At 37.1% G+C, this 12,010-nt stretch carries 8 protein-coding genes; 6 read left to right on the top strand and 2 right to left on the bottom strand.

The window, feature by feature from the left end; all coding sequences use genetic code 11:
- On the top strand, positions 1-5,922 hold a 5,922-nt coding region (locus H599_RS20045), incomplete at its 5' end, for a LamG-like jellyroll fold domain-containing protein (RefSeq protein WP_035141885.1).
- 60 nt (positions 5,923-5,982) lie between these two features.
- Here H599_RS20045 and H599_RS0117475 read toward each other — a convergent pair.
- Positions 5,983-6,435, bottom strand: coding sequence for a DUF4442 domain-containing protein (locus H599_RS0117475; protein WP_026715312.1), 453 nt, complete (start codon positions 6,433-6,435; stop codon positions 5,983-5,985).
- 153 nt (positions 6,436-6,588) lie between these two features.
- Here H599_RS0117475 and H599_RS0117470 point away from each other — a divergent pair, with 153 nt between their 5' ends.
- The 5 genes from H599_RS0117470 to H599_RS0117450 all read left to right on the top strand — a co-directional run bounded on the left by H599_RS0117470 (position 6,589) and on the right by H599_RS0117450 (position 10,781).
- Positions 6,589-7,044, top strand: coding sequence for a DUF4870 domain-containing protein (locus tag H599_RS0117470; RefSeq protein WP_026715311.1), 456 nt, complete (start codon positions 6,589-6,591; stop codon positions 7,042-7,044).
- 13 nt (positions 7,045-7,057) lie between these two features.
- The gene (locus tag H599_RS0117465) at positions 7,058-7,396 is read left to right on the top strand and encodes a PadR family transcriptional regulator (protein ID WP_026715310.1); all 339 of its coding nucleotides are present in this window, start codon (positions 7,058-7,060) and stop codon (positions 7,394-7,396) included.
- Complete coding sequence (locus H599_RS0117460) at positions 7,393-9,084, top strand: PspC domain-containing protein (RefSeq protein ID WP_026715309.1); 1,692 nt, start codon at positions 7,393-7,395, stop codon at positions 9,082-9,084. Before H599_RS0117465 ends, H599_RS0117460 begins: the two co-directional genes overlap by 4 nt.
- A gap of 2 nt (positions 9,085-9,086) precedes the next feature.
- On the top strand, positions 9,087-9,857 hold the full coding sequence (locus H599_RS0117455; RefSeq protein ID WP_035141883.1) for a head GIN domain-containing protein: 771 nt from the start codon (positions 9,087-9,089) through the stop codon (positions 9,855-9,857).
- Positions 9,858-9,947: 90 nt separating this feature from the next.
- Complete coding sequence (locus tag H599_RS0117450) at positions 9,948-10,781, top strand: GIN domain-containing protein (protein WP_026715307.1); 834 nt, start codon at positions 9,948-9,950, stop codon at positions 10,779-10,781.
- A gap of 72 nt (positions 10,782-10,853) precedes the next feature.
- On the opposite strand, the gene trxB is transcribed toward H599_RS0117450, so the two are convergent.
- Positions 10,854-11,798 (bottom strand): thioredoxin-disulfide reductase, encoded by a 945-nt coding sequence (gene trxB, locus H599_RS0117445; protein ID WP_026715306.1) that lies wholly within the window; start codon positions 11,796-11,798, stop codon positions 10,854-10,856.
- Positions 11,799-12,010 lie beyond the last annotated feature (212 nt).

Below are 12,010 nucleotides of genomic sequence, written 5' to 3'. Positions count from 1 at the left end.
AATGTAACCCTCACCGCCACCGATGCCGCCGGAAATACCGATTCCAAAACGGTGGTGCTTACCGCAAAAGACACTACTAATCCCGTTTTAACTCCAGGGGCAAATCAAACAGCTAATACTGCTGCGGGACTTTGTACTGCTTCTATTAATGTGACTAATGCTACTTTCTCCGATAACTGTTCTGGAGCGACACTTACTTATACACTTAACGGAGCAACAACCAAAACATTAACAACTGGACAAGTAGGTACCTTCACTTTCAATAATGGTGTTACAACAATCAATTATACCGTGACCGATGCGGCCGGGAACTTAGTTTCAGGTTCTAAAACGATTACTGTTATCGATAATATCAAACCAACAATAACCCCTCCACCAACTGTTAATATCACTACAAATACAGCATGTACAGCAACCGGAGTTAGTTTGGGTTCACCAATAACATCAGACAATTGTGCCATTGCTTCAGTAACAAATAACCACCCATCAACAACCTATCCATTAGGTAACACAACAGTTATTTGGACTGTAACAGATACTTCAGGGAATACTGCTACTGCTAATCAAATAGTAAGAGTTACCGATAACGTTCCCCCTACGATTAGCTGCCCTGCTAACAAAACAGTTAACACAAGTGCTGACGGAACAGGTGACTGTACTACTACTGTAAACGTTGGCACTCCAACGACTAGCGACAACTGCGGTATTTCTTCTGTTGTTGCCAGAGTTTCCGGAGTTATTATTAATACTAACACTTATCAATTTCCTACCGGAAACACCACTATCAATTGGACGGTAACTGACAATGCCGGTTTAACAGCTTCCTGTGATCAAATTATCATTGTAATAGACGATGAAAATCCAGCAATAAACTGTCCGGCAGATCAGAACGTATTTTTCAATAATAATTGCCAATATAGCTTACAGGATTATACTTCTTTGGCAACTTCATCAGATAACTGCGATAACAACATAACTATTACGCAAAGTCCAGCCGCCGGAACGCTTATCTCTGCTGCACAAACTACTGTAACTTTAACCGCTACAGACGATGCGAACAGAACAAGTAGCTGTACGTTTAAGGTCAATGCAACTGACAATATTCCTCCAACGGCGGTTTGTAAAAACTATACCGCTTATTTAAGCTCCAATGGAACTATAAATGTGGCTGCTTCTAATCTAAATAATGGTTCTTCAGATAATTGCGGAATAGCTAATATGACAGTTACTCCAAATGCCTTCACCTGTAGTAATATTGGAGCAAATAATGTTGTATTTACCGTTTATGATAACGGAGGAAACAACAGTAGTTGTAATGCCGTAATTACCGTTGTTGATAACACTCCTCCAACTGTAATCTGTAAAAACTTTGTGGTGGTAGTCGATGCAATTACCCGTGTTGCCACTATTAAAGCTTCAGATATTGATAATGGTTCAAATGATGCCTGCGGAATTGCTTCCATGAGTGTTTCACCAAATGTATTTGCTGATTCTCCAAACATTTACACCGCCACAACTACTTTGACTGTTACCGATGTAAACGGCAACTCCAGCAGCTGTACAGCAACCGTTACAGTAGAACCACCAAAAAATCTTAATACTTATCTAACAGGTGTCATTGTGAACCCTGTCCCTGATAATCCACAACCACCAAGTGCACTTGTTGAAGTTACTGCCTGCCCGGGTGGATTAACAACTCCTAAAGATATTCAGTTTACCCTACAGGCAATTGGTACCTACAATTTACAAGCCTCACAGGTATTAAATTGGGAATATTCCAATGACAATGGTGAAACCTGGATTACGATACCCAATACTTCTAATCTATTAACCTATACCTTAACCGGATTAACCAGTGATACTTTTGTACGATTAAGAATTACAGATGCAGATGATTCAACGATAATAAAAACATCTGCAGAAGCTTATGCTCGATTTTTACCTCCAGATGAACCTCCTATTATTGTGAGTCATTCGGCACTGGATATTTGTTTAGGCGATTCGGTAACTATTAATGCTGAAAGTTTTTACGATCAACCTGCCGGACAATTTGGTAAAGGAGGTAAATTCAATTATGCCCAACCAGATGGATGGCGTGTAGATGGTTTAGACGGCTATTTCCCTGCAAGTGGTGATAATGGTTCGGAAACAACCTGGAAAGAAACCAATTCAAATAGCAATGCTACCTTTAGTGGAATAAACTATGACACCACTGATAATACCAAGTTTGCCATAGCTCACGGAGTTGCAAATTATACAACCTTAGAAACACCAGTTTTTAGCACTATCGGAATGACCTCAAGTGAAGCAATTTTAAGTTTCAATACCAGTTATTATTTCTGTAACGGAGGATATGGCGAAATCTGGCTTTCTTTTGATTCAGGAAACAGTTATACCGTAAAACTAAACACAAACCAGAATTATGATTTCGATTCAAGAACTGGAGGAACAACAACTTCGGGGGTTAAACTAGCCAAAGGTTCGGGAAATAAATGTATCGGTCGAACAGACCCCAGAAAACTACCGGCAACTTTAAACTTAGGTCAATATGCAGGTCTTTCCGGTTTACGAGTTATGTTCAAATTTTACGGAAGTACAACAAGCTGCGGATCTGTAAGCAGCTCTACTATACCGAATCCTGATAATGTTAACTGTACTACCGGAAATACACTAGCCAGTGGTTGGGCAATTGACGATGTTGGTTTCGCCTTTGCACAGGTTGATGATGAGTTAGAATGGACAGACGAAGACGGTAATGTAATTGCCAAAGGAACTACCGCAACTGTAACCCCTGTAACACCGGGAATCAGAGAATATGGGGTAACTACGCTCGTTAATGGTTGTAGAACCGATAACGATGCCGGAACCAATTTTATCAATGTTAATACCAGTTTGGCTTATGCCGGAGAAGACTATGCTCCTTTAGCCAGTAATTGCGGGGAAAACAGTATCCTACTAAATGCCTACGACAATACTAAAACAGCGGTAACCAATTACAACAAAGGAGCCTGGAAAGCCAATTTATATACTGTACCCGATACTGCATCAGGTGACACCGATTATCTGGGTACCGGAATCACCGGAAGCTGGTCTATTATAAGCGCTACCAGCACTTCCTGTGGTAACTCGGCAACTTTTTCCAGTACAACCGACCCCGACGCAATTTTTACGGCCGATCCGGGAACTTATGTCCTAAGATGGACGCTGACTAATGGTTGTTTTGATGACAAAAACATCACATTTATTGATTGTAAATCCGTTGATTTTGATGGAAATAACGATTATGTTTCTTTTAAAGACAATTATAATCTGACAAGTAATTTTAGTATTGAAACCTGGGTAAAACCTAATGCCGTGAATGGCACACGAACAGTAATTTCCAGAAAAGACACCGGAAACAATACTAAAGGTTATGACTTAAGTATTGTAAATGGTCAGGTACAATTCAATTACTACAATGCTTCGGGGGCTAATTCCATTACAACCGGATCTTATTCCATTGACACCGGCAGATGGTATCATCTCGCAGTTACTTTTGACGGAGCTACTTATAAATTGTATGTGGACGGATTAGAATTAGCGACCAAAAACGGAGCCGCTCCTGCCGCAACCAACAGTACAACGGAAGCCCTTTTAGGTGCAATGGATCAAGCTTCGACTACTATTCCTGTCAATTATTTTTACGGTTGGATGGACGAAGTGAAAATTTGGAACAAAGCTTTAGGAGTCGAACAAATAAGACAAATGATGAATCAGGAAATTGATGCCTCCGGAAGCGATGTTGGTGGTGTTGTCATTCCGTTACGAATTTCCGGCACTGACAATGACAGCAATGGTATTGAAGACAATCCTTTACTATGGAATGACTTGGCCGGATATTATCGTATGAATGTGAATTGCGGAGATTTAACAGCTTACAAAGGCGTTAGCGGAAGATTGCATAACATCAATTCGAGCGAACAACAAACCGCTCCAATTCCTTATACTTCGAGAGTTTCCAATCAAACCTGGGATACTGATAATACCTGGACAAATTATGATGTTTGGGATGTTCCTAACAGCCTTGGGATTAACAATCAGCCAATTGATTGGAATATTGTAAAAACCAATCATAAAATTACGGCTAACAGTCAGGATTTGACTCTTTTAGGACTTGTTGTAATGTCTAATGAATTAATTATTACCAATTCCGGAACACAAAACGAAACGAATCCCGGACATGGTTTATGGATTACCCATTATTTAAAATTAGACGGTAAAATGGATTTGGTAGGCGAATCGCAATTGGTTCAAAAACGTTATAATGCTGCACAATTCAATGAAAGTATTTTTGAAGAAAACAGTACCGGTTACATAGAAAGAGACCAACAAGGAAAACAAAACAGCTTCAATTACAACTATTGGTCATCACCCGTAAGTAACCGAGGAGCTGCTAATAATTCTTCTTATTCGATGGCTACCATTTTAAGAGACGGAACCGATTCGGCCAATCCTAAAACCATCACTTTTGGTGACGGACCTTATTTTGCAGACGGACCACTAACAAGTCCGATTAAAATTAGTAACCGATGGATTTGGACTTACAGTTCTTTAACTCCCGATTCAAATACCCACTGGGATAATTACTGGCAATGGCAATATAAATCCAGTACCGGACTTATTGATGTTGCGGATGGTTTTTCAATGAAAGGTTCAGGAGGTTCTGCTCCAATAGACGCACTACAAAATTATATTTACACCGGAAAACCTAATTCGGGTACAATCAGTAAGTTTATTGCACTTAACCAAACCTATTTAATTGGGAATCCTTATCCGAGTGCTTTGGATGCCGATGAATTTATCAAAGACAACATGAAAGACTGTACCGGTTGCCGCGGTACAGCCAACACTTTTGGAGGAGCTATTTATTTCTGGGATCACTTTGGATTGTCTAATAATCATATTTTAGCTCAATATGAAGGAGGTTATGCCACTTATACATTAACCGGAGGAGTTGCTGCAATTGCAAACGATCCTCTGAATGTTAACAACGGAGCAACAGGTTCTAAAATCCCGCAACGTTATATTCCGGTGGGTCAGGGATTTTTTATCGATGCACCTTCAGGAACCAATGTTCAGGGCGGAACTTTTATATTCCAAAACAGTCAGCGTGCCTTTGTCAGAGAAGCATCCGGAAACTCCATTTTTATGAAAGTGACCAATGACAAAAACAGTATAGCTTCTAAAGAAACGGTTGACAAACGCATGAAAATCCGATTGGGATTTGATTCTCCTATTGGCAGTCACCGTCAAATATTAGTAGGTACCGATCCAAATACCAGCGAACAATTCGACTTTGGTTATGATGCCAGAATGATTGACGTTAAAGAAAATGACATGTTTTGGGAATTAGAAAATCAGCCTTTAATCATTCAGGGAATTCCTGATTTTAACAGCGACAAAACTATTCCTTTGGGAATAAAAATCACTGATACAGGCGAAAGCACTATCAAAATTGACGCTTTGGAAAACATTCCAAATTCGCTCGACATTTATCTTTATGACAATGTTTCTAAAAATTATTTCGATTTACGAAAAGACAATTTTACCATTTCATTACCGGCAGGGGAATACAACAAACGTTTTTCTGTAACATTTGTAAACCAAACAACTTCAACTAGTGAAACTCCGGTAGAAAATGGCATTATTGTTTATTACACCAATGAAAATCAGCTGTTGAATATTAAAAATCACTTTAATGATGTCAACATCCAATCGGTGTCTTTATTCAATATTTTGAAACAAAATATTAACCAATGGAACATTTCGGATGGTAAACAAAGTAGTATTCAAATTCCGATTAAAAACCTGAGTTCGGCTGTTTATCTGGTTCAAATACAAACGGATAAAGGAACTTTTAGCCGAAAAATAATTATTAAATAGCAAATTAACCAAACCCTAAACCCGAAAAACACTTTCATAATTTTTTATGGAAGTGTTTTTTTATTTTCGCTTAATTGTCCATTCAAAATCCATTTCCGAAACGGGTTCACCTTTTTCATTCGTGCCAATAGATTTCAACCAAAAAGTTTGACCTTCCCCGGTTTCAATCGTTTTTTGAATCGCTGTTTCTATCAAATGTGTATTTTGACAAACAAAAGTAATCCTGCCCGTTGCTTTTTTGAGAAACACACTTTTATTCGTTGCAACTAACATGGCAATATTTTGATTGCTTTGCTGAATATGTAACATGACCAAAGCTCCTGTAGATAATTCTGCCGCCATAGCCTGAACTGCAAAATACATGGAACGAAAAGGATTTTGATTTATCCATCGGTATTTTACCGACACCACACATTTTTCAACTGTTATTTCCTTCACCCTTACACCACAAATGTAAGCCGAAGGCAATTTAAACAATAAAAAACGATTGAGTTGAGCTGCGGTAAATTTCATTTTTCCTTTTATTTGAAACTAATGTACAAAATTTTCTACTTGCCTAAACAAACTCCAGATAAGTTAATATTTTGTTAATTTTAAGTACTTTGTAATACATAATACCTGTTTTTAGACATATATTTGTATAAGAAATTACTAGAACCTAAAAAGATGGAAACCAAAAACGACAAAACTATAGCTGCCTTAACCCATTTAAGCGCACTATCTCAGTACCTTATTCCGTTAGGAAATTTTATTTTTCCAATCATTATTTGGAGTAGTAAAAAAGAAAAGTCCGAACTAATAGACTTTCATGGAAAACAAATCATTAATTTTCAGCTTAGTTTATTGGTCTATTCCTTAATTTGTATTTTAATTGCAGTACCTGCCTTTTCGACGGCAATTTTCAGCAGTATGGATTTATCTGAAATTATAAACCGTCACGAATTCTTTTTGAACCATATCGATTGGGCGGCTAACAACATCGCATTAACAATTGGCATTATTAGCATCGTAATTTTTTTTATTTTTAAAATAATTGAAGTTTTTCTAATTATCATTGCCGCAATAAATGCATCAAACGGAGAAAAATACCAGTATCCTTTAACGATTAACTTTATTAAGTAAACATCCTTACATCATGAACATTGAAAACACAAAAGCCCAGATGCGTAAAGGTGTTCTCGAGTTTTGCATCTTATCAGTTTTAAAAAAACAAGATGCCTATACCTCCGAAATATTAGAAACATTAAAAAACGCAAAATTATTAGTCGTGGAAGGAACGATTTATCCTTTGCTCACACGATTAAAAAACGACGGATTATTAACCTATCGTTGGGAAGAATCCACCTCGGGACCACCCCGAAAATATTATGGTTTAACCGAAGACGGTCAAACTTTCTTAGACGAACTTAACAGCACCTGGACCGAATTATCCAATGCTGTAAATCTAATCACAAACCAAAACACAGAGTCATGAACAAAACTGTAAACATAAATCTTGGTGGAATGTTTTTTCATATTGATGAAGACGCATACCAAAAACTTTCGCGCTATTTTGATGCCATAAAACGTTCTTTAAAGAATTCATCCGGTCAGGACGAAATTATCAAAGACATCGAAATCCGTATTGCCGAATTATTGAATGAAAAACAAATTAGCGATAAACATGTAGTAGGTTTAAGAGAAGTTGACGAAATCATCGCTATCATGGGACAACCTGAAGACTACATTATTGAAGATGAACCTAAAGCTTTTGAAAATCAAAATCAAAATACTTCTGTTAATTACAGAAGCAAAAAACTATATCGTGACAGCGATAAAGGAATGATTGGTGGTGTAGCTGCCGGATTAAGTCATTATTTTGGCATTGATGTGGTTTGGATTCGAATTGCCTTAGTATTGCTAATATTTGCCGGAGTTGGAACAGGTTTTATCGCTTATATCATTCTTTGGATTGTAACTCCCGAGGCACGAACCACTTCCGAAAAAATAGCAATGACCGGCGAACCCGTAAATATTTCCAATATCGAAAAAAAAGTTCGCGAAGAATTTGAATTGGTTTCAGATAAAATTAAAAATGCCGATTACGACAAATATGGCAATCAAATCAAAAAAGGTGCGAATCGCGTGGGAAACTCACTTGGGAATTTCATCCTGAGCGTATTAGGAATTATTGCCAAATTTATCGGTGTTCTTTTAATCATTGGTGGTTTGGCAACTTTAACGATTCTGCTAATCGGAATATTTACATTGGGAACCAATAGCTTTATCGATTTTCCCTGGCAGAGTTTTGTAGAAACCGGCAACTTTACCGAATACCCTATTTGGGTTTTCGGTTTGCTAATGTTTTTTGCGGTTGGAATTCCGTTCTTTTTCCTAACCTTATTAGGCTTTAAATTATTGGCTCCCAACTCAAAATCGATTGGCGCAATTGCAAAATATACCTTGCTCGCTATCTGGATTATTGCTGTTGCACTGGCTACTTCTTTAGGAATCAAGCAAGCTTCTGCCTTTGCAATGGACGGGCGCGTAGTTCAAAAAGACCCCCTGAACATCCCGTTACAAGACACTTTGGTAATAAAATTCAAACACAATGATTATTTTTCCAAAGATATTTACGACCGTACCGAATTTAAAATCACCACCGATTCCACCAATAACAATATTATTTATTCGAATGAAGTACGTTTTCGAATCAAAAAGTCAAACGAAAATTACAGCTACATTCAAATCGAAAAAGAAGCCAAAGGAGAATCTTTTGCGGAAGCCAGACAAAATGCCGACCGCATTCGTTACGACTATAAAATCATCGGAAACCAACTGATTTTTGATAATTATCTGTTAACCGATTTGAAAAACAAATTTCGAAACCAACATGTTGAAATCAGCCTATTCCTCACCGAAGGAACGATTTTTAAAGTAGAAGAAAGCGCTCAGGATTATGACCGTTCGGACAACGATTTCTTTGATTTAAATTATGACGCTTACGAACCGGCATACAAAGTTGGACACACTGAAGCCAAATGCCTTAACTGTCCTGACGAAGAAAACGAATCAGAAGAATCAGAAGAACAAAACCTGATAACCGACACCGTTATCAACAACAATACTTCTATTAAAGAATTAAAAATAAACAAAGACGGAATCATAATTAAAACCAAATAATCATGAAAACGCTTCAGTTTAAAAATTACTTTTTGCTTTTCCTGACTGCTTTGGCAATGGGTTCCTGCATGCATTATGAGAAAAATGAAACAGTCAAATATTCCGGAAGTATTAGCAATGAATCCCGACATTTTGACGAATCATTTAACAAAATAAATGTTAGCAATGCCATAACTTTAATTATCGAACAATCTGATAACCCTGAAGTAAGAGTCATTACCAACAAAGGTTTTCATGACGAAATTAACACCAAAGTTAAAAACGGTACTTTGTACGTTTCAGGAAGTTCCAGCAAAACCAGTTTTTCTTTTTTCGGATACAAAAGCAATTTTACCAAAGAAGCTTCTACCAAAAAAGTAATCGTAAAAATCCCAAATATTGAAGAACTGGAAGCCAGCTCGGCTTCAACAATAGAATCCAGAGGAATTTTAAAAGGAAATTATATTAGCCTGAAAGCTTCGAGTGCGAGTAAAATAGACACCAACTTAGAATTTGATGAAATCAATGCCGAAGCCAGTAGCGCCAGCAAAATTCATCTAAAAGGCTTGGCGCTTCATTTGGAAACCAATACTTCCAGCGCGAGTAAAATTGAAGCTGAAGATTTATTGGCAAACACAATAAAAGCTGAAGCTTCAAGTGGTTCTAAAACAAGCATTCATCCTATTGTAAGTCTAAAAGCCGATGCCAGCAGCGGCAGCAAAATGGAATACAACAACACCCCTAAACAAATTGAAAAATCGGCAAGTTCAGGAGCAAGTATCTCAAAAAAATAAAGAAAAACACACCTAAAAAAACAGAAATCGCTCACTTATAGTAAGCGATTTCTTTATATTTGTAAATAACCTAAATAATATTAATTAAATATGAAAAAAATAAGTATTCTACTTGTAGCTTTTTTATCCACAACAATACTATTGGCGCAAAAAAAAGACAAAATAAGCGGTTCGAAAATTGTGACTTCCAAACAAAGAAATATCAAAAATTTCAGCGCTATCGAAATTGAAGATAATATCGAAGCTTCCTTAGAAAGAGGTGAATTTCCGGAGGTTAAAATTGAAGCCGACGACAACCTTATCGACATCATCGATATTGATGTGACCGACAACACCTTACATATTTCAACTTCTAAACGCGTTGTAAAAAGCAAATCACTCAAAGTAAAAATCACTTATACCGCCGAATTAAACACTGTTGTTTCCAAAAATGATGCGGTTATCAGCGCTATTCAGGAAGTCCTTGGTGAAAATTTCACCTTAAAAACTTTCGGTGATTCTAAAGTTTTAATGAATGCCAATATTACAAATTTCGCTTTACAGGCTGACGGAGATTCTAAAATTGAATTAAACCTAAAAAGCAGCAACACCAAAATGGAACTTTCAAAATCAGCCGAACTAAAATCCTTAGTCACAACAACCGATTTAGCTTTAGACATGTATCAAAAAGCCAAGGCTAAAATTGAAGGAGAAGCCAATAGCAGTTTGATTCGTTTAGAAAATAATTCAGAGCTTGATGCCAGTAAATTAGAAATAAAAAGTATCGAATTAATCGCCGAAGGACAAAGTAAAAACAGCGTAAATGCTAAAAAGGACATCGTAATTTCTGCCACTGAAAAATCGGAAACCGAATTATATGGAGATGCAAAAATCGAAATGAATAAATTTACAGACAAAGCTAAACTGTCTAAAAACAAGCTTTAACAACAAACAAAAAAGGCTGTTTCAAATCACGAAACAGCCTTTTTTAATTAATAACAAATTTTATTTTTCAGCTTATTTAGCCGCTAAATATCTCTCCGCATCTAACGCCGCCATACATCCTGTACCCGCAGCAGTAATTGCCTGACGGTACACATGATCAGCAGCATCACCGGCAACAAAAACACCTTCTACGTTCGTTTTAGAAGTTCCAGGCGTGTTGATAATATAACCTGTTTCATCTAAATTTAAGTAATCTTTAAAAATATCGGTATTCGGTTTGTGACCAATAGCCACAAAGAAACCAGTTGCAGGAATATCAAAAACCTCACCCGTAGTTTTGTTTTTAGCTTTGATAGCCTCAACAACATTTCCGTCACCAATAACTTCAACAGTATCATGATTCATCAAAATCTCGATATTCTCGGTTTTACGCACACGTTCTTCCATGATTTTAGAAGCTCTAAATTTATCACTTCTTACCAACATGGTTACTTTTTTACAAAGTTTAGACAAATAATGTGCCTCTTCACAAGCTGAATCCCCTGCTCCTACAATTACTACTTCCTGATTTCTATAGAAAAATCCATCACAAACCGCACAAGCTGAAACTCCACCACCCATTTGTAAATAATGTTGCTCTGATGGTAATCCTAAATATTTTGCCGAAGCTCCTGTAGAAATGATTACAGTTTCACAGTGCAATTCAATCGTATCATTAATCCATACTTTATGAATGTCTCCAGAGAAATCAACTTTAGTTGCCCAACCGTCACGAACATCAGCTCCAAAACGTTGCGCCTGTTGCTGCAACTGAATCATCATTTCAGGACCGGTAACTCCATCAACATAACCCGGAAAATTTTCAACTTCATTAGTAGTTGTCAATTGACCTCCTGGTTGCATTCCTTGGTATAATACTGGATTCATATTAGCTCTGGCAGCATAAATAGCAGCAGTGTAACCCGCAGGACCAGAACCGATAATAAGGCATTTTATTTTTTCGATTGTATCAGACATTTTAATTAAGTTTAAATTTTGAACTGCACAAAAATAAGTTTTTATTATTTGAAAAATCAATTAGTCTGATTAGTTTTTGTTATCCCAACATAGACAAATAAAAAAACCTCCTTGAATTTCAAGAAGGTTTTGTCGGGGTGGCAGAGTTTATTCCGAAAACGGAAATTCGAAGCTGCGACCTTCCCGATTCCATCGGGACGCGATAATAGGTC

Origin of the sequence: Flavobacterium daejeonense DSM 17708, from assembly GCF_000425425.1 — a bacterium.
Taxonomy (GTDB): domain Bacteria; phylum Bacteroidota; class Bacteroidia; order Flavobacteriales; family Flavobacteriaceae; genus Flavobacterium; species Flavobacterium daejeonense.
This window is presented reverse-complemented; position numbering and strand designations above follow the sequence as displayed.

Coding starts and splice junctions, on each gene's coding strand:
- H599_RS0117475 (WP_026715312.1), bottom strand. CDS start 6,435: ATGAAATTTACCGCAGCTCAACTCAATCGTTTTTTATTGTTTAAATTG.
- H599_RS0117470 (WP_026715311.1), top strand. CDS start 6,589: ATGGAAACCAAAAACGACAAAACTATAGCTGCCTTAACCCATTTAAGC.
- H599_RS0117465 (WP_026715310.1), top strand. CDS start 7,058: ATGAACATTGAAAACACAAAAGCCCAGATGCGTAAAGGTGTTCTCGAG.
- H599_RS0117460 (WP_026715309.1), top strand. CDS start 7,393: ATGAACAAAACTGTAAACATAAATCTTGGTGGAATGTTTTTTCATATT.
- H599_RS0117455 (WP_035141883.1), top strand. CDS start 9,087: ATGAAAACGCTTCAGTTTAAAAATTACTTTTTGCTTTTCCTGACTGCT.
- H599_RS0117450 (WP_026715307.1), top strand. CDS start 9,948: ATGAAAAAAATAAGTATTCTACTTGTAGCTTTTTTATCCACAACAATA.
- trxB (WP_026715306.1), bottom strand. CDS start 11,798: ATGTCTGATACAATCGAAAAAATAAAATGCCTTATTATCGGTTCTGGT.